Annotated in this window: 21 protein-coding genes; 7 read left to right on the top strand and 14 right to left on the bottom strand. The window is 69.9% G+C overall.

The window, feature by feature from the left end; genetic code table 11:
* The first annotated feature begins 36 nt into the window (after positions 1-36).
* On the top strand, positions 37-936 hold the full coding sequence (locus ACXJJ3_RS00740; RefSeq protein WP_458167835.1) for a class I SAM-dependent methyltransferase: 900 nt from the start codon (positions 37-39) through the stop codon (positions 934-936).
* Positions 937-1,071: 135 nt separating this feature from the next.
* Here ACXJJ3_RS00740 and ACXJJ3_RS00735 read toward each other — a convergent pair whose 3' ends face one another.
* The 4 genes from ACXJJ3_RS00735 to ACXJJ3_RS00720 are packed head-to-tail and all read right to left on the bottom strand — an operon-like array spanning position 1,072 to position 4,960.
* Positions 1,072-1,635: a hypothetical protein gene (locus tag ACXJJ3_RS00735; RefSeq protein ID WP_458167834.1), complete on the bottom strand. Its 564-nt coding sequence runs from the start codon at positions 1,633-1,635 to the stop codon at positions 1,072-1,074.
* A gap of 13 nt (positions 1,636-1,648) precedes the next feature.
* Positions 1,649-2,881: an ABC transporter permease gene (locus ACXJJ3_RS00730; RefSeq protein ID WP_458167833.1), complete on the bottom strand. Its 1,233-nt coding sequence runs from the start codon at positions 2,879-2,881 to the stop codon at positions 1,649-1,651.
* A complete protein-coding gene (locus ACXJJ3_RS00725) occupies positions 2,881-3,573 on the bottom strand; it encodes an ABC transporter ATP-binding protein (RefSeq protein WP_458167832.1) in 693 nt (230 codons plus the stop codon). Before ACXJJ3_RS00725 ends, ACXJJ3_RS00730 begins: the two co-directional genes overlap by 1 nt.
* Positions 3,563-4,960 carry an efflux RND transporter periplasmic adaptor subunit gene (locus ACXJJ3_RS00720; protein WP_458167831.1) on the bottom strand — a complete coding sequence of 466 codons (1,398 nt, stop codon included), beginning with the start codon at positions 4,958-4,960 and terminating at the stop codon, positions 3,563-3,565. Before ACXJJ3_RS00720 ends, ACXJJ3_RS00725 begins: the two co-directional genes overlap by 11 nt.
* Before the next feature lie 245 nt (positions 4,961-5,205).
* Here ACXJJ3_RS00720 and ACXJJ3_RS00715 point away from each other — a divergent pair, with 245 nt between their 5' ends.
* From ACXJJ3_RS00715 to ACXJJ3_RS00705, 3 genes are all read left to right on the top strand, one after another.
* Entirely contained in the window at positions 5,206-5,577 is a 372-nt protein-coding gene (locus ACXJJ3_RS00715; RefSeq protein ID WP_130448290.1) for an RNA polymerase-binding protein RbpA, read from the top strand.
* A gap of 92 nt (positions 5,578-5,669) precedes the next feature.
* Complete coding sequence (locus ACXJJ3_RS00710) at positions 5,670-6,239, top strand: TetR/AcrR family transcriptional regulator (RefSeq protein ID WP_458167830.1); 570 nt, start codon at positions 5,670-5,672, stop codon at positions 6,237-6,239.
* 1 nt (position 6,240) lies between these two features.
* Positions 6,241-7,392 carry a GDSL-type esterase/lipase family protein gene (locus ACXJJ3_RS00705; RefSeq protein ID WP_458167828.1) on the top strand — a complete coding sequence of 384 codons (1,152 nt, stop codon included), beginning with the start codon at positions 6,241-6,243 and terminating at the stop codon, positions 7,390-7,392.
* On the opposite strand, the gene ACXJJ3_RS00700 is transcribed toward ACXJJ3_RS00705, so the two are convergent.
* Both ACXJJ3_RS00700 and ACXJJ3_RS00695 read right to left on the bottom strand, forming a co-directional pair.
* Positions 7,367-9,568 (bottom strand): FUSC family protein, encoded by a 2,202-nt coding sequence (locus ACXJJ3_RS00700; RefSeq protein ID WP_458167827.1) that lies wholly within the window; start codon positions 9,566-9,568, stop codon positions 7,367-7,369. The two genes, ACXJJ3_RS00705 and ACXJJ3_RS00700, sit on opposite strands and share 26 nt — an antisense overlap.
* Positions 9,569-9,600: 32 nt before the next feature.
* Positions 9,601-10,488 (bottom strand): MBL fold metallo-hydrolase, encoded by an 888-nt coding sequence (locus ACXJJ3_RS00695; protein WP_458167826.1) that lies wholly within the window; start codon positions 10,486-10,488, stop codon positions 9,601-9,603.
* 82 nt (positions 10,489-10,570) lie between these two features.
* Between ACXJJ3_RS00695 and ACXJJ3_RS00690 the strand changes: the two genes are divergently transcribed.
* Complete coding sequence (locus ACXJJ3_RS00690; protein ID WP_458167825.1) at positions 10,571-11,434, top strand: LysR substrate-binding domain-containing protein; 864 nt, start codon at positions 10,571-10,573, stop codon at positions 11,432-11,434.
* Here the strand turns inward: ACXJJ3_RS00690 and ACXJJ3_RS00685 are convergent.
* The 3 genes from ACXJJ3_RS00685 to ACXJJ3_RS00675 form a co-directional block, all read right to left on the bottom strand.
* The gene (locus ACXJJ3_RS00685; protein ID WP_458167824.1) at positions 11,415-11,924 is read right to left on the bottom strand and encodes an FxsA family protein; all 510 of its coding nucleotides are present in this window, start codon (positions 11,922-11,924) and stop codon (positions 11,415-11,417) included. The two genes, ACXJJ3_RS00690 and ACXJJ3_RS00685, sit on opposite strands and share 20 nt — an antisense overlap.
* Positions 11,925-12,028: 104 nt before the next feature.
* Positions 12,029-13,597, bottom strand: a complete 1,569-nt coding sequence (gene lnt, locus ACXJJ3_RS00680; RefSeq protein WP_458167823.1) for an apolipoprotein N-acyltransferase — start codon at positions 13,595-13,597, stop codon at positions 12,029-12,031.
* Between the two features lie 196 nt (positions 13,598-13,793).
* The gene (locus ACXJJ3_RS00675; protein ID WP_458167822.1) at positions 13,794-14,078 is read right to left on the bottom strand and encodes a hypothetical protein; all 285 of its coding nucleotides are present in this window, start codon (positions 14,076-14,078) and stop codon (positions 13,794-13,796) included.
* On the opposite strand from ACXJJ3_RS00675, the gene ACXJJ3_RS00670 reads away from it, so the two are divergent.
* Entirely contained in the window at positions 14,068-14,427 is a 360-nt protein-coding gene (locus tag ACXJJ3_RS00670) for a 5'-nucleotidase C-terminal domain-containing protein (protein ID WP_458167821.1), read from the top strand. The genes ACXJJ3_RS00675 and ACXJJ3_RS00670 overlap by 11 nt on opposite strands.
* Positions 14,428-14,854: 427 nt before the next feature.
* On the opposite strand, the gene kal is transcribed toward ACXJJ3_RS00670, so the two are convergent.
* The 5 genes from kal to kdd are packed head-to-tail and all read right to left on the bottom strand — an operon-like array spanning position 14,855 to position 20,170.
* Positions 14,855-15,244 (bottom strand): 3-aminobutyryl-CoA ammonia lyase, encoded by a 390-nt coding sequence (gene kal, locus ACXJJ3_RS00665; protein WP_458167820.1) that lies wholly within the window; start codon positions 15,242-15,244, stop codon positions 14,855-14,857.
* A 2-nt stretch (positions 15,245-15,246) separates the two neighbouring features.
* Positions 15,247-15,999: a lysine 5,6-aminomutase subunit beta gene (gene kamE / locus ACXJJ3_RS00660; protein ID WP_458167818.1), complete on the bottom strand. Its 753-nt coding sequence runs from the start codon at positions 15,997-15,999 to the stop codon at positions 15,247-15,249.
* Positions 15,996-17,552 (bottom strand): lysine 5,6-aminomutase subunit alpha, encoded by a 1,557-nt coding sequence (kamD, locus tag ACXJJ3_RS00655; protein WP_458167817.1) that lies wholly within the window; start codon positions 17,550-17,552, stop codon positions 15,996-15,998. Before kamD ends, kamE begins: the two co-directional genes overlap by 4 nt.
* Positions 17,549-19,132 (bottom strand): amidohydrolase, encoded by a 1,584-nt coding sequence (locus ACXJJ3_RS00650; protein ID WP_458167816.1) that lies wholly within the window; start codon positions 19,130-19,132, stop codon positions 17,549-17,551. Before ACXJJ3_RS00650 ends, kamD begins: the two co-directional genes overlap by 4 nt.
* Before the next feature lie 3 nt (positions 19,133-19,135).
* Positions 19,136-20,170, bottom strand: a complete 1,035-nt coding sequence (gene kdd / locus ACXJJ3_RS00645; RefSeq protein ID WP_458167815.1) for an L-erythro-3,5-diaminohexanoate dehydrogenase — start codon at positions 20,168-20,170, stop codon at positions 19,136-19,138.
* A 153-nt stretch (positions 20,171-20,323) separates the two neighbouring features.
* On the opposite strand from kdd, the gene ACXJJ3_RS00640 reads away from it, so the two are divergent.
* Positions 20,324-21,790: a KamA family radical SAM protein gene (locus ACXJJ3_RS00640; RefSeq protein WP_458167813.1), complete on the top strand. Its 1,467-nt coding sequence runs from the start codon at positions 20,324-20,326 to the stop codon at positions 21,788-21,790.
* The last annotated feature ends 13 nt before the right edge of the window (positions 21,791-21,803 follow it).

Genomic DNA, 21,803 nt, shown 5'->3' with positions numbered 1-21,803 from the left:
TGACAAGAGTGGGCAACCGCCCACTACCGTGGGCACATGCCCACTCTAGCCGCCGGAGCCGCCCCCGAGCCCGCCAACACCCCCACACCACCCACGTTCGCCACCGGCGCCACCGCCGCACCCCCACACCCGGCAGAGCCGGACACACACGAGGTCGAGCAGGAGGCAGCGCACGAGGTCGCGCCGCATCAGCGGCGGGACATGGCGGAGTCCTTCGGTGCAGATCCCGAGCTCTACGACCGGGCTCGTCCCACCTACCCGGACGCGCTGATCGACGCGATTGTTGCCAAGAGCCCCGGCCACGAGATCCTCGATGTCGGTTGCGGGACCGGGATCCTCGCCCGTCAGCTCCAGGCGACCGGCTGCCACGTGCTCGGCGTCGAGGTCGACGAGCGGATGGCGGCGTACGCACGGAGCACCGGGGTCGACGTCGAGGTCTCACCGTTCGAGTCGTGGGACGCGAAGGGCCGGACGTACGACGCCCTCGTCGCGGGCATGACCTGGCACTGGATCGACCCGGTCGCGGGTGCCGCGAAGGCTGCCGAGGTGCTGCGCCCCGGCGGCACGTTCGCCGTCTTCTGGTACGTCCTCCAGCCGCCGCCCGAACTCGGCACCGCCTTCGCCGCCGTGCAGCGCGACGTACTCCCCAAGGCTCCCGCATCACCCCGCGGCGCGTACGAGCACTTCCTCGACCGCACCGCCGACGCGCTCGGCAACGAGTTCACCGCAATCGAACGCCCCACCTTCCCGTGGTCCCGCACCTACACCCGCGACGAGTGGCTCGACCAACTCCGCACCAGCGGCCTCGCCAAACCTCTCGCCGACGCCGGCAGGCTCACCACCCTCCTCGAACGCACCGGCGCCGCCATCGACGCCCACGGCGGCTCGTTCGCCCTCGACTCGACCGCCGTCGCCCTCTTCGCGACCCGGACGTGAGCGTGCGCCCGGCCGGGGTGCTGGCCGGGCGCACGGTTCTTGGGCGGACCGCCACGCCATCGCAATGTGCTGCCGCACTACCCCGGCACGCTCAGGCGCGTCAGGCCCGAGCGATTGTGATGGCCTGGGAATCCGTCACCGGCCGGACGGCGTCGCGTTCGGCCCCCGGAAGCCGCCGAAACTCCCCTGGCGGACAGAGTTCGCGGTGATCGTGCCGTTGGAGTTCTGCCCGCTGACGACGACCTGCTCGCCGGTCTTCAGGTCGGCCGCGGTGCCCTTCGAGGTGATCTCGTACGTCGTGTCGCCGGTGAGCTTCACCGTGACGTTGCCGGACTGGGTCTTCACGACGAGCTGGGACGAGTTCGCGGACACGACCGTACCGATCGTTCCGCCGCCGCCCTGCCCGCCGGCTCCGCCCTGCCCGCCGCCGAAGCCGGGACCGTTCCCGCCGTTCTGGCCGCGGTAGCCGCCGTACCCACCGAAGCCGCCGCGACCGGCCTGCGGCTGGTTGGACGTACTGTTCGACGCGAACGCGGCGTGCAGTCCGGCGCCGCCCGCGAGGCCGACGGCGAGCACCACGATGCCGGCCAGGATCGCGGTCGCAAGCGGCAGGTTGAGGGTCTTCTTCGGCTTCAGCGCCGCCTCGACCTCCTCGTCGGACCCGATCTGGGCGAACTCGTCGGGCGTCTGGTCACTCATAGCTGGGGGCCTCTCACTCGTGTCGTAGTGCGTCGATGGGACGGAGACCGGCGGCTCGGTGCGCCGGCATGCTGCCGAAGAACAGGCCGACCGCCGCGGACACGCCGAGCGCGAGTCCGATCGACGACGGCACCAGCACCGGCTGCACACCGGCGAGCTGGAAGCGGGTGACGATCAGCGCCGCGCCGACGCCGACCGTGCCGCCGATCAGGCTGAGCAGCGTCGCCTCGATCAGGAACTGGCCGAGGATCGTGCGCCGCCGGGCGCCGAGCGCCTTGCGGATGCCGATCTCCCGGGTCCGCTCGGTGACCGTGACCAGCATGATGTTGGTGACGCCGATCCCGCCGACCACCAGGCTGATCGCGGCCACGGTGGCGAGCAGTGCGGTGAACGTCGCCGCGGTGTCCTGGCTGGTCTGCAGGATCTGCGCCGAGTTCGTGATCCGGAACGGCGACGTCGTCTCGGTCGCCGGCACCTGGTGCCGCGCCGTCAGCAGTTGGGTGACCTCGGCCTGCGCCATGTCGACGCGATCCTTGTCGGCTGCCTGGACGACGATCTGGTTCAGGGCGCCGTACCCGGCCTGGGTCGCGCGGAGCGTGGTGATCGGGACGATCGCCGTCGCGTTCGGGTCGTTGAACCCGGTGCTGTCCTTGCTGGCCAGGACGCCCAGCACGGTGAAGTCGACGGCGCCGAGCTTGATCGTCCGCCCGACGGCGCTGGCCGGCCGCGTGAACAGCTCGGTCGCGGCGGTCTGCCCGAGCAGGATCACCCGCTGGGACGTGTCGACGTCCGCCTGCGTGAACGACTGCCCGATCTGGACCGGCGTATTGGTGGCCGGCATGTACTCCGGGGTCGTACCGATCACCTGGTTGACCGTGTAGCTCGTGTCGCCGTTGGTCGCCGTACCGGAGCTGGTCATCACCGGGGCGACGGACGCCACGTCGGGCGCGAGGTGCTTGTCCGCGAGCGCGGACGAGTCCTCGAGGGTCAGGCTGTACTGCTGGTTCGCCGGGCCGGCCTGGCCGCGGACGAAGCCGCCACCGCCACCGGTCGTGGAGACCGTGAGCAGGTTCGTACCCATCGCCTCCAGCCGCTGCTGCACCGCCTTGCCGGAACCGTTGCCGACCGCAACCAGCACGATCACCGCGCCGACGCCGATCGAGACGCCGAGGACGGTCAGCAGGGATCTCAGCTTGTTCGCGGTGAGGCCGCGCAGGGCGGCGCCCATCAGGTCGCGTGGTGACATCAGCGGGTCACCTCGTCGGAGACGATCCGGCCGTCGGAGACGTGCACCAGCCGGCGGGCGCGGGCCGCGACCTCGTGCTCGTGGGTGATCACGATGATCGTCCGGCCCTCCGCGTGCAGCTGGTCGAACATGCCGAGCACCTCGTCGGTCGAGTGCGCGTCCAGGTTGCCGGTCGGCTCGTCGGCGAGCAGGATCCGCGGGCCGGTCGCGAGCGCGCGGGCGATCGCGACCCGCTGCTGCTGTCCGCCGGACAGCTGGTTCGGCCGGTGGCCGGTACGGTCCGCGAGGCCGACGAGCTCGAGTGCCCGGTTCGCGCGGCGCCGTCGTTCGGTCCGGCGCAGGTGTGCGTACGTGAGCGGCAGCTCGACGTTCGCGAGCGCGGTGGTCCGCGGGATCAGGTTGAACGACTGGAAGATGAACCCGATCTTGCGGCCGCGGACGAGCGCCTGCTGGTCCTCGCTGAGCCGGGCCACGTCGCTGCCGTCCAGCCAGTACTCCCCGCGCGACGGTACGTCGAGGCACCCGAGGATGTTCATCAACGTCGACTTGCCGGAGCCGGACGAACCCATCACCGCGACGTACTCCCCCGCGTCGACCCGCAGCGACACGCCTTGCAGCGCGTGTACCGCGGTCTCGCCGTGGCCGTACGTCTTGGTGACGTCCCGGATCTCGATCAGGGCGTCAGCGGCCACGGAAACCTCCACCGCCCGCGCCACCCGCGCCCGCCCCACCACCGAGTCCGCCGCCGTTGCCGGCGCCCGGGAACTGCCCGCCGCCGGCGCCCTGCCGGTTCTGGCCGTTCTGCCCGGTCTGGGTACCGCCGATGTTGCCCTGCAGCAGTTCGATCTGGTCGCCTTCCTTCACCCCAGACACGATCTGGGTGTAGCTGTCGCCGCGGACGCCGACCGTCACCTCACGGGTCCCGCTGCCGTCGGCCATCGTCACGGTGGACGTCGTACCGCTGGTCGTGATCGCGGTGCTCGGGACGTACAGCGCGTTGGCCGCCTTCGCGGTCTGGACGGTGACGTTGGCGGTCTGCCCGATCCGGGCGTTCGCCGGGAGCTTCGCGAGGCTGAAGGTCGCGGAGTACGAGACGACGCCGTTGGTTGTCGTCGGAGTGGGCGACACGGACGCCAGCGAGGCGGTCAGCGACGTACCGGGCTCGGCGTTCAGTGTGACGGTCGCGGACTGGCCGGCCTTGATCTTGATCGCGTCCGCCTCCGCGAACGCGGCCACCACCTGGAGCGACTTGAGGTCGGCGATGTCGACGAAGCCGGTGCCTGCGGTGCTCGACGTACTGCTGGAGGCAGAGGATGAACCTTGACCTGAGGTCGAGCCTTGACCGCTGCTGCCGCCGCTGCCTGAACCTGAGCTGGACCCACCACCGGTCACCGAACCGACCGCACCGTTGATCGCGGTGATGGTGCCGGCGATCGGCGCCTTCAGCGTGGTCGCGTCGACCGCGGCCTGGGCGGCCTCGACATTCTGGTCGGACTGCTCCTTGTCGGCCTTCGCCTTCGCCAGGCTCGCCTCGGCGTTGCTCACGGCAACTTCCGGACTCTGACCCTGACTCTGCCCCTGACCTTGAGACTGGGTCTGCTGCTGCTGACCGTTGCTGGGCGTCGGGGTCGGCGACGGGGACGCCGACGCCTCCTCGGCGGCTTCGAGCGCGGTCTGCGCGTCGCTGAGCGTCTGCTCGGCGGCGGTCACCGAGTTCGCGGACGCGATCTGGTTCTGCTGCGCGATCACCAGCTGCCGGTTGGCCGACGACGGGTCGACCTTCGCGATCGCCGCCCCCTTCGCCACCACCTGCCCGACCTTGACCAGGACCTGGGTGACCGTGCCGGACGTCTCGAAGGCCGGCGACGCGGTGGTCGAGCTCTGCAACGTACCGCTCGAGCTCACACTCGCGGTCACTGTCCCGAGCTGCACCGCGACCGACGGCCGGGTCGCACTGGCGGCCGGCGGATCCTTCTTGAAGAACAGGAAGTAGGCGGTCACGCCGATGACGAGCACGATGGCCACCAGGGCCACGTTCACGAAACTGAGGCCACGGAGCTTGTGGCGGGGTAGCACCATGGACGCAGAGGCTATGGTCGATTACTGAGGAGGAGATCCTGGCTTCCTGGCAACCGGCTGTGAACCGGATATCGATTTGGCACGCCGTAGTGCGCGTGGCCTGCGACACACCGTCATCTGTGAACACTCGATGACAGCAGGTCACGACGGGCTGTCAGGTGCGTACATATGGCTCGGACATGCCAAAATGGGAATGATCCGGGCCGGCCGACCGTTGGCACGGATGACGATCTCGGAGGTTTGACATGTCTAATCGCGTACTGCGTGGTTCGGGGCTGGGTGGGGTCAGCTTCGAGGATGACCGTGGTGTCGAGTTCGCGCCGCGCCAGATGATCACGTACGACTGCCCCCGCGGCCACGTGGTCGAGGTGACCATGGCGCACGACGCCGAGGTGCCCGCGGTCTGGGAGTGCCCGCACTGCGGCAGCGAGGCCGCTCGCTCCACCGGCGAGAAGCCGGAACCGAAGCAGGAGAAGCCGGCCCGTACGCACTGGGACATGCTGCGCGAGCGCCGGAGCATCTCGGAGCTGGAGGAGCTGCTGGCCGAGCGGGTCGAGCTGCTCCGCAAGGGCGAGATCGGCCCGGCGCACCTGCACCGGACCAAGCGCACCGCCTGAGCCACACCCCGGAACCCTCATCGCAATGGCGCGGTGAGGGTTTCTTCTTGCACCGATTTGCCTATAGGCTTTAGGCAAATACATAATGAGATATGGCAAGAGTTGGATTGAGCCGCCCGCGGCTGGCGCAGGCGGGCGCGGAGCTGGCGGACGAGGTCGGCTTCGACCAGGTGACCGTGTCTGCTCTGGCGAGGCACTTCAACGTGCAGGTCGCGAGCCTGTACTCGCACGTCCGCAACTCCGACGACCTGAAGACCCGGATCGCCACCGTCGCCCTGACCGAGCTCGCCGACCAGGCCGCCGCCGCCCTGGCGGGCCGGGCCGGCGCTGACGCTCTCACCGCGATGGCCGACGTCTACCGCACCTACGCCCACCAACACCCCGGCCGCTACGCCGCCGCCCGCCACGTTCCCACCGACCTGAACTCGGATGAGTACGTGACTGCTGCGCGGCGTCACTCGGAGCTCTGGCGCGCCGTCCTCCGGGCGTACGACCTGAGCGAACCTGCCGAGACGGACGCCGTGCGACTGATCGGCAGCGTCGTGCACGGCTACGTGAGTCTCGAGCTGGCCGGCTCCTTCGCCTACAGCGACCCGTCGAGTGACAGCAGCTGGTCGCGCATCCTCGACTCCCTCGACGCCCTCCTTCGGACCTGGAGCTGACATGATCACCGTCCCGCTCACCCTCGACCTCTTCCGCGGCGCCCTCGATCTCGAGCCGACCGCGCGCGGCGTCCAGCCGCACCGCCTCCCGGCCTGGGCGCGAACGCAGTACCAGGACGCCCAGCTGGACATGGTCGACACCCAGCCCTCCGGCGTCCGCCTCGTCCTCCGGACGGCGGCCACCGCGATCGAGCTCGACACGCTCCCGACCAAGCGCGACTACACCGGCGCTCCCCCGCGCCCCGACGGCGTGTACGACGTACTCGTCGACGGCCGGCTGGTCACCCAGGTGACCGCTCCCGGCGGCGACGTGATCACGATCGACCTGATGACCGGCGCCGCCGACACCCGCGAGGGCATCCCGCAGACACTCCGCGTCGACGGTCTCGCCGCCGTCGAGAAGACCGTCGAGATCTGGCTCCCACACGACGAGTCCACCGAACTCGTTGCCCTGCGCACCGATGCCCCGGTCGAGCCGGTGCCGTCCACCCGCCGGCTCTGGGTGCACCACGGCAGCTCGATCAGCCACGGCTCGAACGCGAAGCACCCCACCGGCATCTGGCCCGCACTCGCCGCCGCGCAGGCAGACGTCGAACTGCTGAACCTCGGCTTCGGCGGCAGCTCGTACCTGCAACCGTTCTTCGCCCGGACGATCCGCGACACCCCGGCCGACCTGATCAGCCTGAAGCTCGGCATCAACATCGTGAACAGCGACAGCTACCGGCTGCGCAGCTTCACGCCCGCGGTGCACGGCTTCCTCGACACGATCCGCGACGGCCACCCGGACACACCGCTGCTGGTCGTCTCCGCGATCCTCTGCCCGATCCACGAGGACACGCCCGGCCCGACCGGCTGGAACCTCGAGTCCCTCGCGGCCGGCGAGATCGGCTTCACCGCCACCGGCAACCCCGACGAGGTGCCGGCCGGCAAGCTCACCCTCTCGGTGATCCGCGCGGAACTCGACCGGATCGTCGCGCAGCGCGCCCTCACCGACCCGAACCTGCACTACCTCGACGGCCGCACGCTGTACGGCGAGGCCGACAACCTCGCGCATCCGCTGCTCGACGACCTGCACCCGGACGCGGACACGCACCAGGTGATGGCCGACCGCTTCGTCGAGCACGCGTTCAGCGCGAAGGGGCCGTTCGCCTAGACGCCGCGACCACGAGGCCGGGCTGCAGGCGGCGGACGACTTCCAGGTGGTCGTTCGTCCAGAGGATCCGGATCGCGGTCGGCGTCGCCTGGTCGTGGGCGTCGTGCAGGTCGTTCCGTACGGCGTCCACCAGGCGCGTCTTCGTCGGGTAGTCGTGCGGCAGCGGCTCCGGTACGGCGGCCCGCGCGTCCAGCGCGCCCGCGAGGCTCGTGTACCACCGGAGCAGGCGGTCCGCGGACGCGAGCAACGCCGCCTGCGCCGCGGCGCGGTCGTCCGACGGCGGCCGGCCGTCGGCGTACCGCTCCCAGAGTTCCAGTACGGCGTCCGCGGCGAGCCGGACCGCGACCACGCCCGTGACGAGCGCGGTCACCTCGCTCAACGGCACGGTCTTCGCGCCACGCTCGGCCAGGTACGTGCGGAACGTGTCGTCGAGCCTCCGCGCCGCCGCGGCCGCGCGCCGTCCGTCCTGCGGCATCCGCGGACCGGGCGCGCAGCAGGACACGGCGTACCCGACGACGCTGACGAGGTACTGCGCGCTGTCGACGTACGCCTCGGCGAGCGCCTTTCCGACCGCCTTCGACGCGCCGCGCGGCCAGAACAGCAGGCCGACCGCGACGCTCACCGCGCAGCCGAGCGCGATGTCGCCGATCCGGAACAGGATCAGCGACCAGCCCTCCGGCTGCGCGATGTTGAACAGGATCACCAGCGTCACCGTGAACGCGGCCTGCCCGGTCGCGAACGAGACCGCCGCCGGCACGATCCCGGCGAACAGTACGGCGATCGGCAGCAAGATCCACAGCGCCGTCCGGTTGTCGCCGATCAACTGCAGCAGGACGGCGCCGACGATCGAACCGACGACGGTGCCACCGATCGCGCGGTACGCGTTCTGGCCGGTGCTCAGCGCATTCGACCGCAGGACCGAGAGCGTGCCGAGGATCACCCAGAAGCCGTGCTCGACGCCGGTCAGGTTCGCGAGCGCGACCGCCGCGGCGAGACCGACCGCGCCGCGGATGCTGTTGTGCAGCCAGACCGAATGCGGTTCGAGATGCGCGGCGGCGCGTTCGGTGGCGCTGGCGAAGGGTCCCGCGAGCGCGCTCGGCTCGCGGCCGAGGAGGCGGTCGGTCCACGGGCGCTGGTCGGCGCGGCGCGCGGTCTCGACGTTCTGCGCAATCAGCAGCACGCCGAACGCGACCTCCTGGGCGCGGAACGAGACGTTCAGGCTGCTGAGCAGATCTGACTCGGAACGGTACGTCGAAGGGAGCCGGTCGACCGCGCCGTCCTCGAGCTTGGCGACGGCGTCGCGGAGCAGTTGCGCGGCGGTCGTCAGCTTGTCGACGTCCTGCGACGGGTCCTCGAGAAGCTCGGCGCTGCGCTCGAGGACGTCGGCGGCGGCGAGGTGCACCGCCGCCGACTCGGCGTCGCACGTCGTTGCCTCAGGCCCCGGTTCCTCGAGGATGCCGCTCAGCCAGGTGAGTTCGTCGACGAGCCGGACGAGGGCGCGCGATCCGGTGGACAGGCCGGTCGGCCGGTACGGCGTACCGGTGAACGTGCTGCGGAGTTCGTCGATGAGGGTCGCGGTCTCACGGGTTCGTACCGCGCAGACGGCGACCGAGTCGAGCGCCTCGGACCGGAGCTGCGCCGCGGCCGCTCGGCAGACCCGTGCGGCCGGGGCGCTGAGCGGATCGACCGCGGTGCGGGGCCAGAGGAAGGTCACCGCGACGACCGCTGCGACGGCGGCGATCGCGACGCCGGCGAGCCGGTCGGGCAGGGTCGACAGCGAGCCCGGGGTGGCGACGGACAGGATGAACGACAACAGCAACGACGTACCGGCGCCGGCGAGGACCGAGCTGACGACCCCGGCGAACAGTACGGCGAATCCGACGACCGCTGTCGCCACGACCGCTGTCCACACGGAATACCCCGCCAAGGTCCCGAGCGACACCAGCACCATCCACGCCAGCGCGAGCTGCACCTGCGCCCGGATCCGCTGACCGACGCTCCCCGAGAAATCCACCAGCAACAACATCGCGAACGCTCCGAACGCCGCGAAGCTCGCGACCGTCGGCGCCTTCAGCACCCCCGCACAGAACGCGAACAACAACGGCATCACCACCGCGGTCCGCCCCGCCCGCCGCGTAGCCGCCAACCCCGGATCCCGCCGCCGCAACCCCACCACCCGAACAGTCTGCTCCTGTCAGACGCCCGCGGTCACGCACGGCTCGGGTATTCCGCGCACAAGCACCCAACACCGCGCTCGATCCACTCAGGCAACCGCCAGTCGGGATGTCGCCGAATCATCAGCGCCCGGATCTCCTCCGCAATCGTCTCCTCAAGCACCGCCGAGCCGACCCGCTTCCACGTCTCGTCCCGCAACTCCACAAGGTAGTCACGCACCTGCGCCAGCAGCCGGACGTCCCCCACATCCCCATGCCCCGGCACGACGATCCGCGGCCCACCAGCAGCAAGCCGATCGAGCACCTCGATCCACCGCACCCCCGAAACGTCCACATCATGCGGCGGGAACCACGGAAAGATCGCGAACTGCTCCGTCTCCACCAGATCCCCCGTCAGCAAGATCCCGGCATCAGGCACCACGACGACCTGATCCCCCAGGCTGTGCCCCCGCCCGGTCGCCCGCAGTTCGACGGTCCGCCCACCCAGTTCCAGCTCGTACGCCGCGTCGTACGTCAGCTCCGGCACCGGGATCACCGTCCCCTCGAGCGCCCGCGCCACCGCCTCCCCCAGCCCGCGGAACATCGCGAGATACCCCTCGCCCTTCAACCGCAGATCATCGGCCTGCGCCCGATTGACCAGGTACGTCGCCTCCCCCGCGAACACGCCTGCGCCGAACGCGTGCTCCGGATGGAAGTGCGTCGTCGTCAGATACACCCGCCGCCCGGCCGCGTACTCCACCGCGAACTCCAGCACCCGCCGCGCGTTCCCCGGACCGAGCCCGGTGTCGACGACCAGCACCGCCTCACGCCCGCCGATCAGCGTGATGTTCGGGACAAGGTCGACGTTCCGATTCGGAATCACCACCACCTCGCGGGCGAGTTCCTGGACGTCGGCAATCTCAACGATCGGTTCTTCGAGCATGCCTCCAGCGCACCACCGCACCCCGCGCCGCGTCCAAGACCGCTCCGGCATCACCGATACCCAACGGGTATCGTCGCAGCTGATGGAACTCCGCACCCTCCGGTACTTCGTCGCCGTCGCCGAGGAGCTGCACTTCGGCCGCGCCGCGACCCGGCTCTACATGAGCCAACCGCCGCTCAGCCGCGCCATCCGCCACCTCGAAGCCGACCTCGGTACGACGCTCTTCAACCGCTCCGCCGCCGGCGTCACCCTCACCCCCGCCGGCACCGCGCTCCTCACCGAAGCCCGCAGACTGCTCGCCCAGTCCGACCGCCTCCGCACCCGAGTGGCCGCAGCCGCCGGCGCCGCCCCGCTCACCGTCGGCATCCTCGGCGACAGTACCGACCCCGACATCTCCCGCCTCGCCGCCGCCTACCGCGACCGGCACCCGAACGTCGAGGTGCACATCCGCGAGACCGACCTCGACGACCCGACCTGCGGCCTCCGCGCGGGCCTCGTCGACGTCGCCCTCACCCGCGGCCCGTTCAACCGCAAGGGCTTGTACGTCCACGAACTCCGCTCCGACCCGGTCGCCGCCGTACTCCGAGCCGACGACCCGCTCGCCGCCCGCGGCACCCTCACGCTCGCCGACCTGGCCGACCGCCGCTGGTTCCAGTTCCCACCCGGCACCGACCCGGAATGGCAGTCCTACTGGAACGGCGGCACCCACCGCGAAGGCCCAGTCGTCCGCGCCGTCCAGGAATGCCTCCAGTCCGTCCTCTGGAACGCCACCATCGGCCTCACCCCGTTGACCAATCACGACCCCGGCCCGCAGTTCGCCACCGTCCCGGTAACCGACCTGCCACCGAGCCCGGTCGTCGTCGCCTGGACCGAGAGCACTCCCCTGGCGCTGTCGTTCCTGCAGTCCGCGAAGGCGATCTACCGGCCTACTTCTCCGGGTCGATGACCTCGCCCTGGATCACGTCGCCGGAGGCGGGGCGTTGGGGCTGCGGCTGCGGGGCGCCGGGCATGAACGGCGCGAAGTTGGGCGAGGTGAGGTTGGCCGCGCGGCGGGTGAGGAAGCGGGTGCCCAGGCGGCGGGCCAGCGGGCGGGTGAACGGCAGCAGGAAGAACAGGCCGACGAGGTCGGTGATGAAGCCGGGGACGACCAGGAGGGCGCCGCCGATCAGGACCATGCCGCTGTCGGTCAGGTCCCGGGTCGGCGCGGCCTTTCCGTCGATCACGTTGCTGCCGGAGAGGTTGCCGGTCTGCAGGCTCGACTGGAGGGTGGCCCATGCGCGACGGCCGGCGCGTTTGATGAGCCAGGCGCCGAGGACGGTCTCCAACGCCAGCAGGCCCAGCGTCTGCCAGCCGCCGATGGCGTGACCTATCTGGATGATCACGAAGATCTCCACGACCGGCACGGCCAGCAGTGCCAGCCAGATCAACCACGGCATGTTCTGTCCCTTTCCCGCAGGTTCACCCCAGTGTTACAGGTCGCGGCAGCCGTTCCCACGCTCCGCACCGGGCGCCGGGGATCGATCAGGGGATTCCCCGACCGTCAGGCCGGCACCTTCTCGCGTTCCGGCGTGGGGTCCGCGGCCGGCGGCGGAGTCTTGTCCTCGCGGGTACGGCGCCGGCTCACCATCGCGAGCACCAGCCCGAGCAACCCGAGCCCGGTCAGCACCCACTGCGGCCAGCCGCCGAGCGTCGTCGCCAGCGTCTGCACGTCCCGCAGCGGCACGTTCGCGACGTACACGTCCCGGGTGAACTGCGCCGACTTGTGCTCGACCGTGCCGTCCGGGCGGATGACGCCGGAGATCCCGCTGGTGGAGGCGATCAGGACCGTCCGGCCGGTCTCGATCGCGCGCATCCGGGTGATCGCGAACTGCTGCTCCGGCTGCCCGGTGCCGCTGTACGTCGCGTTGTTGGTCTGCACGATCAGGACCTGAGCGCCGCCCTTCACGACGTCCTGGATCACGTTGTCGTACGCCAGCTCGAAACAGATCACGTCGCCGTACGTGACGCCGCGGATCGGCATCACGCCGGGCCCGACACCGGGCACGGTCTGCGCGCCGATCATCTCCAGGCGGTGGATGTACGGCAGCAGCTGGTTGCGGAACGGGATGTACTCACCGAACGGCACCGGATGCCGCTTGGCGTACCGCTGGCCCGGCCCGGTCACCGGGTCCCACACGATCCCGGTCGTCTGCCGCTCGTTCGGCCCCGGACCTTCGGTGACGGCGCCGACGAGGATCGGTACGCCGACCGCCTTCACGGCCTCCTCGATGTCGGCGCGGGTCTCCTCGTCCTTGTACGGATCGATGTCGGTGGAGTTCTCCGGCCAGATCACCAGGTCCGGCTTCTTCACCTTGCCGGCCTGCACGTCCTTCTCCAGGTCGAGCGTCGCCTGCAGGTGGTTGTTCGTCACGGTCCGGGCGCGGCCGAGGAACTCGAGCCCCTTGCCCGGCACGTTCCCCTGCACCATCGCGGCCGTCACGCTCTTCCCGTCACCCGAGAGCGACAGGTGGATCAGCATGCTCCCGAACACGATCGCCAGCCCCGCCACCAGCGCGACCGCCCGCATCCGCAGCACAGTCCCGCGGCGCAGAACGGCGTACACCAGCACGCCGAGGAACGCGATGACGAAGCTCAGCCCAGCGATCCCGACGTACGCCGCAAGCCGCCCGAGCGGCGCGTCCGCAAAGGCCCACGCGAGCTTGCCCCACGGGAAGCCGCCGAACGGCACCGACGCGGTCGCGAACTCGGTCGCCACCCACAAGCACGGGATCCACAAGGGCCACAACCGCAGCTTCAGCACCTGCGTCGCGAACAGCCCGAAGACCGCGTAGAACAGCCCCTCGAGGACGGCCAGCGCGATCGCGGCGTCTCCGCCGATGACGCTCAACCAGGGCACCAGGACGGCGTAGTACGCGATCCCGAAGCAGGCGCCGACCAGGAAGCCGGCCTTCATCGAGATCCCGTGCAGCGCAGCCAGGAAGAGCGGTACGGCGACGATCGTCAGCCACGGCAGGTCGTGCGGCTGGAACGCGAACCCGAGCATCGCCCCGGCCGCAACAGCCACCACCAGCCGCGGCAGCAGCCGCCCCAGCGCCTTCAACCGGTCCACGCGGTACCCCTTGTCCTACGACCCGTGCAACGTGTGCAAGGCGCCACTGTATCCAGTCGCCCCGCACGCCGGTCGCCGCGTCGAACGCCTCACCAACCCGGTCACTCCGAGTATCACCTCACTGATCACATCGTAGCGACCGCCACCGACAGAAAGATGACCAGCGGAGGACTCCGCGGTGAAGGAACACATGGGTTCACCGTTGCGGCAACCGGTGCCGGTCGATGGCCTCGGTCGCCGAGGTCAGCAGCAGGTCCGTGGCCTCGTGGGTGCGCTGCACGACCCCGACGTACAAGCAGTCCAGGACGAGCATCTGGGGATGCCGCGCCGCCATCGCGCCCGCGCGGAACGGGCTGTCCTCCCCCGCCGGCGGTGACTTGATCGTCAGCCCGACCGGGAACGACCTGCCGAATGTGGTCACCCACGGTGAGGCGCTCCGGGTCCAGCCGTTCAGCAACATGCTGGTGACGATGACGCTCACCGGCGAGCAGGTGCACCGGCTGCTCGAACAGCAGTGGTGCGGTCAGACGACGGCTCGGGTACTCGGAGTCTCGAGAGGTTTCACGTTCAGCTATGACAACGCGCGACCGGCGTGCGACAAGATCGACCCGGCGAGCATCAAGCTGAACGGCGTCACGATCGACCCGGACGGGCGGTACCGGGCGACGGCGAACTCGTTCATCGCGACCGGAGGCGACGCGTTCAGCGTGCTCACCGAGGGCACCGATCGGGTCGAGAAGGTCCGCGACCTGGAGGCCTTCGAGAGCTACCTGGGGAAGAACGCCCCGGTGAAGGTTCCGGCCCTCGGGCGGATCACGCGCCTGAACTAGTCACACCGCTGGGATTCCGGTTCTGACAGAGGAAAGAGGCTCGGCGTGCCTTCGGACCAACCGCCGATACGCTGGCTGCGCACCGCACGGCTGTTGTCTACTGGCCGCCGAGCCTCTTCCACCTCTGCCCCGCGGGGGGCTCACCACCGGCGATCTCAGCCCCCGTCGACTCAAGCCTGGCTGTGGCCTGGTCAGCGTCGCGGGATCATCCGGTAGCCGAACTTCGTGTGACCGTTGAACAAACGGGATATGACGACCCCCAAAACGATGCTCGCTGGCGGCGGCGGTGTCAACCTCTCCCCCGGCTCTTTGAGCCCGTTGTAACACTATCGCCTGCCCTACAAGGGAAAACGAGGAATGCTCAATCAAGTCACGTTACAGAGCGAGATCGGCACTCCACGTGATCGTTACCCAGGGCAACCAATCGTCACGCAACCGGGACGACAACGGTTCCCTTGGCCCGGGTGATCTCCAGCGGTTCGGCAAGCACTTCGGCCGCCGACGCGGATTGGTCCGGACGACCACGGCAGACGACGTACGCGCTGAAATCGAGATCGCGGCTCCGGTTGCCGACGCGGCTGATCGTGGCCGTCACCTCGACCACGTCACCGGCCCGCAACGGCTGCAGGAACTGGACGTCGGAGTACGACGCGAACAGGCCTTCGTCGCCGTCCGCCTGGATGCACACCTCTGTTGCCACGTCACCGAAAAGCGCCAGGACGTAGGCACCGTCAACGAGATTGCCGGCGTAGTGCGCGTGGCTGTAGGGAACATACCTGCGGTGCGTGACCGTCAGTCCGATAGTTGCCTTCGACACCTTTATGCGATCTTTCTGTACGAGTGGCGTTTGGTCACCAGTGCGTCAACGAGATAGCTCGCCACCTCGCCGGGCGTCGTACCGCGGCCGAACACCCGGTCGACGCCGAGCTCGCCGGCCATCTGTTCGGTGAAACGGGGGCCACCGGCAACCAACACCGGCCGGGCGTCCTCGGAGTACGCCTCCCGGAACGCCGCCGACATCTCCTTGGTGTTCAGCATGTGCGCCTCGCGCTGCGTGACCACCTGGGACACCAGGATCGCGTCCGCCTTCTCGGCCCGTGCCCGCCGGACCAGCTCCGGTACGGCGACCTGTGCGCCGAGGTTCACCACCTTCACCTCGCGGTAGTACTCCAGGCCCTTCTCGCCCGCGAACCCCTTGATGTTGAGGATCGCGTCGATGCCGACCGTGTGCGCGTCGGTGCCGATGCACGCGCCCACCACGGTGAGCCGGCGGCGCAGGCCCTTCCGGATCGCGAGGTTCACTTCCTTCGGCGCGAGCAACGGGTAGTCGCGCTCGACGACCTCGACCTTCGAGGTGTCGACCAGGTGGTTCACCGGGCCGTACACGACGAAGAACGTGAAGTCCGGGCCGATCGCCTTCGCGTGCACGACCAGCGCCGGGTCCATGCCCATCTTGTTCGCGAGCTGGACGGCGGCGCCCTCGGCCCGCTTGTCGTGCGGGACGGGCAGGGTGAACGACAGCTGCACCATCCCGTCCCCGGTGGTGTCGCCGTACGGCCGGATGATGCTCACAACCCCTCCTCCATCAGCTCGATGGCCGGGTTGTAGTACTCGGCCGACTTGCGGGCGACACCATCCAGTCCACGGCCGGCGTCCTGAGGACGTTTCATCAGTCCGAAGGTGCCGTCGCCGATCGCGTTCAGCAGGCCGTCGTCGACGATCCGGTCCAGCAGCTCCACCGACTCCCCCAGCACCTGGCGAGCCCTTGAAGCGATGAAGCCGTTCGGCTCCGGACGGAAGTCCTCGTGAAGGTTGCCGGCAGCACCCAACACGTAGCGGACGTTCTGCAGCGCCAGGTCGCGGTCCGAGATCCAGGGCGTCACCACGGCCTCGGTCATCATGCCGACCAGCAGGATGCCCTGCCCGGTCATCGCGCCGACCAGGTTGAAGAACCCGTCCAGCAGATACCCGCGGAACACGTCGCCGGTCATGTGCCGGGTCGGCGGCATCCACTTCAGCGGCGCGTTCGGGAACAGCTGCCGGGCCAGCATCGCGTGCGCCAGCTCCAGCCGGAACGAGTCCGGGATGTCCGGGTTGATCTCGAACGCGTGCCCGAGCCCGAGCTGCCAGTCCTCCAGCCCGGCTTCCTTCGCGAAGTACTCGTTCAGCAGCTGCGACACCGTGACCGTGTGCGCGGCCTCGACGGCGTCGGCAGTGGTCAGGTAGTTGTCCTCGCCGGTGTTGATGATGATCCCGGCGCGGGCGTGGATCTGCCGGCTGAAGCGCTGGTCGACGAACGTCCGGATCGGGTTGATGTCGCGGAACAGAATCCCGTACATCGAGTCGTTCAGCATCATGTCGAGCCGCTCGAGGCCGGCCAGCGTCGCGATCTCCGGCATGCACAGACCGGACGCGTAGTTCGTCAGCCGGACGTAGCGGCCGAGCTCCTTCGACGTGTCGTCGAGCGCGGCCCGCATCAGCCGGAAGTTCTCCTGGGTCGCGTACGTCCCGGCGAAGCCCTCGCGGGTCGCGCCCTCGGGGACGTAGTCGAGCAGCGACTGCCCGGTCGAGCGGATCACCGCGATGATGTCGGCGCCCTCGCGGGCGGCCGCCTGCGCCTGCGGGATGTCTTCGTAGATGTCGCCGGTGGCAACGATCAGGTAGATCCACGGCCGCTGTTCCGGATCGCCGTGCCGCTTGATCAGCCGGTCCCGCTCGCGGCGCCGGCCGTCGATCCGCTTCAGCCCGGCGGCCGCGGCCCGGCGTGCCGCGGTCCGGGCCTTCGTCGCATCCCGCCCCTCGGGCATCCGGAACGTCACGGAGCCCGAGGCTGCCTTCTGCGCCAGTACGGCGAGGTCCTCGGCCTCGCCGCGGATCAGCGCGTCCCAGACCGGCAGCGCGAGACCGTGCTCCAGCCCGACGTCGGCGCGCACGGTGTCGGCGAGGCGGTTCACCCACGGGATACCTTCGGTGTCGGCACCGGTCAGCCCGGCGAGCCGTAGTACCGCACGCTCCACCGACACGGTGGTGTGCCGGCGGGCGAGGTTCACGATCGGCTTGCCGGCCTTGCGCGCGAGGCTGCGCGCCTTCCGGACGGTGACCGGATCGAGGTCGAGCTTCTTCACTGGGACCATCCTTCGGCGTCATGGACCACACGGCCGCCGACGACCGTCCGCAGACAGGCCGGCGTACCTTCACTCAGATCCGGCAGCACCGGTACGCCGGCGCGCGGGTCCGTCGACCAGGCGGCGACCCGCTGGTCCGGCGTCTGCACGACCAGCTCCGCATCGGTCTGCCAGATCGCGTACGTCGCGGCCGCGCTCGGTGCGAGTACACCGGCGTCGTCGATCCCGGCCGCCCGCCAACCGCCGCGCGTGTGCGCCTGGAACGCGGCGCGGACGGTGATCCGCTCGGACTGCTCGTGGTGGAACGCCGCCGCCCGTACGGCCTCCCAGCCACCGAGCTCCGTCACGGGCGCGTCCGAACCGAACGCGAGGACGACGCCCGCGCGGGCCAGCGAGCCGAACGGGTTCATCCCCCGCCAGCGGTCGCCGACGCGCTCGGCGTACATGCCGTCCGGGCCGCCCCACAGCGCGTCGAACACGGGCTGCACACTGGCCACCACGCCGCACCGGGCGAGGGTCGCGATCGTTGCCTCGTCGACCATTTCGACGTGCTCGAGACGGTGGCGCGCGGCAACCAGCGCCTGCACGCCGACCTTCTCCGCGGCCAGCTCGAACCCGCGGGCGATGTTCTCCAGCGCCTGGTCCCCGATGCAGTGGAACCCGGCCTGCACGTTCCGCTCGGTGCACGTGATCACGTGCTCGGCGATCTGCTCGGCCGTCAGGTACGCGTGCCCGCGGTGGTCGGCGCGATCGGCGTACGGCGCCTTCAACGCGGCCGTCCGCGACCCGAGCGCGCCGTCGGCGTTCAGGTCACCCGCGAGCCCGGCGAGACCGTACGTCCCGATGTGCTCGAACGTCCCCGGCTCGCCCCAGTACAACGTCGCCGACAGGCCCAGCTCCTCGGCAACGTCGCGCACGATCGGCAACTCCCAGAGCGGCCCGATGTGCGGCGCGGCCATCTCGTGGAACGCCCCGATCCCCTTGGCCGCCATCGCCCGCAGGGCCGCCGAGATCTCCAGCCGGCGCTGCTCCGGACCGACCAGCTCGCTCAGCGCGTCCCGGACCAGGTGGTTCGCGTGCCGCTCGACGCGCCCGCTCTCCTCGAACCCCTCACCCCGCGCCACGTCGAACAACGCCGACGAGACGACACCCGAGTGGCCGTCGATCCGGGACAGGTACACGCGCCGCCCACCGGCCGCCGCGTCCAGTTCCTGCGCCGTCGGGGGGCGGCCTTCCGGCCACTTGGTCTCGTCCCAGCCTGCGCTGTCGATCACCGCATCCGCGGGCAGCTTCGCCGCGAACGCCGCCAGCTTGTCGAGCGCGTCGGTCAACGACATCGTACCGGCGAGGTCGAGACCGGTCAGCGCCGCGCCGGTACCGGCCGCGTGGACATGGGCGTCGACGAACGCCGGCGTCACCAGCTTGCCGTCGAGGTCGATCACCTCGTCCGCGCCGGCGGCGTACGAACCGGCGCCGGTGTCGTCGCCGAGCCAGGTCACCACCCCGTCGTCGAAGGCGATCGCGGTCGCGTGGGGGTCGGCGGGCGAGTAGACGGAACCGTTCGTCAGAAGTGTGCGCACGGCCTAATCCTCCGCCAGCCTGCTCTCGAACAGACCACGGACACCCGGCTCGGCCCGCAACAGCTCCATCGCGTACTCCGCGTGCCCGGGCACGTAGCCGTTGCCGACCAGCATCGTCACATCCGCGGCCAGCCCTTCCGCCCCGAGCGCGGCGGCCGAGAACGACGTCGCCATCGAGAAGAAGATCACCGTGCCACCGGCGGCCGTCGACAGGACGGCGCCGTGCTCACACCCCGGTACGTCCACACACACGACCGTGATGTCCGCCGGCTCCCCCACCGCCGCGGCCAGCGCGACGGGGTCGCGGGCGTCCGCCAGCGCGACGACGTCCGCCAGACCGGCCTCGGTCAGCCGGTCGCGCTCGGCCTCGAACGGTACGACCCCGATCGTCCGGGCCGCGCCCGCCTTCCGCGCGGCGGCCAGCGAGAGCGAGCCGGACTTGCCTGCGCCGCCAATTACTGACACGACAGGCTTAGTGCCTTTGTCGACATACGAGCGCACCACCCGGGCCGTCAGCGCAGGCGCGCCGCAGACGTCCATCACGGCCAGCGACAGCTCGGGCTTCAGGTCGTCCGGGAGCTTCGCGACGATCGACCGGGCGAACAGGATCGCGTGCCCCTGCGCCGGCACCTGCTCGCTCTTGCCGTCCCAGTCCTGCAGTCCGTCGGTGATCTGCAGCGGGGTCAGCGTCAGCGACACCAGGGTCGCGACGCGGTCACCCTTCCGGACGCCGAGCGGCGAGTCCGGGCCCGCCTCGTCGACCACTCCGACGAGCATCCCGCCGGATCCGGTCACCGGGTTCTGCATCTTGCCGCGGGTCCCGATGATGTCCAGCACGGCGCGACGGATCGCTGCACCGTCGCCGTCGTGTGCCTCGGAGAGCTGGCGGTACGACGCGGCGTCCAGGTTCAGGCGTTCGACCGCGATCCGGACCTCGTCGGGCCAGATCTCGGGACGTGCGTCGAGCTTCTGCGCCGCCTGCGGCAGCACGCCGGACGGGGCGAGGACACGATGCAGTCCTACCGGGCTCGATGACACTTGGCCTCCTTCGTGCTGCCGGTGCGGTCAGGCAAAATACTACTCAAAACAGCCCGTTACGAGAATTCTTACGGCGTACTGTTGGATCTGAGGGAAGTTCTATCGCTATCCTCACACCTGACAGCATCATCCCTTGACGCCACGGAGGCCCCCGTGACCGACCTGATCATCCCGGAGCTGGCTCGTTCGGAAGAGCCCGGCGACGGCCAGCCGTACGTGTACCGGCGGGCCGAGCTGGTCGAACCGGACTGGACCCGGCTGCCTGGCTGGAAGGACGTCACGGCCGAGGAATGGCGCTCGGTGCAGTGGCAGCGGTCACACTGCGTGAAGAACGTGAAGCAGCTTCGTGACGTGATGGGCGACCTGCTCGAGGAGCGGTTCTACGAGGACCTCACCCGCGACCAGGCCGAGCGCGCGACGATGTCGATGCTGCTGCCGCCGCAGATGCTGAACACGATCGTTCCGACGGGTGCCGCCGACTACACGGAGGCGTTCTACGCGGATCCGGTCCGGCGGTACATGCTCCCGGTGTTCAGTGACCGCCGTACCGACTGGCCGTCGCATCCGCACGCGACCCGGGACTCGCTGCACGAGCACGAGATGTGGGCCACGGAGGGGTTGACCCACCGCTACCCGACGAAGGTCCTCGCGGAGATCCTGCCGACCTGCCCGCAGTACTGCGGTCACTGCACCCGGATGGACCTCGTCGGCAACTCGACGCCGGTCATCGACAAGCTCAAGTTCGTCGCGAAGCCGCAGACCCGGCTCGACGACATGCTCGACTACCTGCGCCGTACGCCGGGCGTCCGGGACGTCGTCGTGTCCGGCGGCGACGTGGCGAACATGCCGTGGCCGCGGCTCGAGTCGTTCCTGATGAGCCTGCTCGAGATCGAGAACATCCGCGACATCCGGATGGCCACCAAGGCGCTGATGGGCATGCCGCAGCACTGGCTGTCCTCCGACGTCCTGTCCGGCGTCGAGCGGGTCGCGTCGATCGCCCGCAGCCGCGGCGTGATGCTCGCGATGCACACCCACGTGAACGCCGCCCAGTCCGTCACCCCGCTGGTCGCCGAGGCCTCCAAGGCGATGCTCGAGGCCGGCCTCCGCGACGTCCGCAACCAGGGGGTGCTGATGCGCGGCGTCAACGACTCGATCCCGCAGCTCCTCGACCTGTGCTTCGCGCTGCTCGACGGCGCCAACATCACGCCGTACTACTTCTACATGTGCGACATGATCCCGTTCTCCGAGCACTGGCGGGTCTCGGTGAAGGACGCCCAGCACCTGCAGCACGGCATCCTCGGCTACCTCCCCGGCTTCGCCACCCCGCGCATCGTCTGCGACGTCCCGTACGTCGGCAAGCGCTGGGTCCACCAGCTGTCCGAGTACGACGAGACCCGCGGCATCTCGTACTGGAAGAAGAACTACCGCACCGGCATCGAGCAGCAGGACCCCGAGGCGCTCAACCGCACCTACGAGTACTACGACCCGATCGACACCCTGCCGGTCGAGGGCCAGAACTGGTGGCGCGAACACGCCGGCAACCACCTCGCCGGAGCCGAAGCCCGCGCCGCGGCGTCCCGCGCCGCCGCCGAGTCCCAGAAACTCCTCGACCTCAACTAGTTCTGCAACAACC

The sequence above is a fragment of the Kribbella sp. WER1 genome, assembly GCF_054189145.1.
This window is presented reverse-complemented; position numbering and strand designations above follow the sequence as displayed.

Coding starts and splice junctions, on each gene's coding strand:
- ACXJJ3_RS00720 (WP_458167831.1), bottom strand. CDS start 4,960: ATGGTGCTACCCCGCCACAAGCTCCGTGGCCTCAGTTTCGTGAACGTG.
- ACXJJ3_RS00690 (WP_458167825.1), top strand. CDS start 10,571: ATGGAACTCCGCACCCTCCGGTACTTCGTCGCCGTCGCCGAGGAGCTG.
- ACXJJ3_RS00685 (WP_458167824.1), bottom strand. CDS start 11,924: ATGCCGTGGTTGATCTGGCTGGCACTGCTGGCCGTGCCGGTCGTGGAG.
- ACXJJ3_RS00710 (WP_458167830.1), top strand. CDS start 5,670: ATGGCAAGAGTTGGATTGAGCCGCCCGCGGCTGGCGCAGGCGGGCGCG.
- ACXJJ3_RS00735 (WP_458167834.1), bottom strand. CDS start 1,635: ATGAGTGACCAGACGCCCGACGAGTTCGCCCAGATCGGGTCCGACGAG.
- ACXJJ3_RS00740 (WP_458167835.1), top strand. CDS start 37: ATGCCCACTCTAGCCGCCGGAGCCGCCCCCGAGCCCGCCAACACCCCC.
- ACXJJ3_RS00730 (WP_458167833.1), bottom strand. CDS start 2,881: ATGTCACCACGCGACCTGATGGGCGCCGCCCTGCGCGGCCTCACCGCG.
- ACXJJ3_RS00715 (WP_130448290.1), top strand. CDS start 5,206: ATGTCTAATCGCGTACTGCGTGGTTCGGGGCTGGGTGGGGTCAGCTTC.
- ACXJJ3_RS00670 (WP_458167821.1), top strand. CDS start 14,068: ATGACGCTCACCGGCGAGCAGGTGCACCGGCTGCTCGAACAGCAGTGG.
- ACXJJ3_RS00695 (WP_458167826.1), bottom strand. CDS start 10,488: ATGCTCGAAGAACCGATCGTTGAGATTGCCGACGTCCAGGAACTCGCC.
- ACXJJ3_RS00705 (WP_458167828.1), top strand. CDS start 6,241: ATGATCACCGTCCCGCTCACCCTCGACCTCTTCCGCGGCGCCCTCGAT.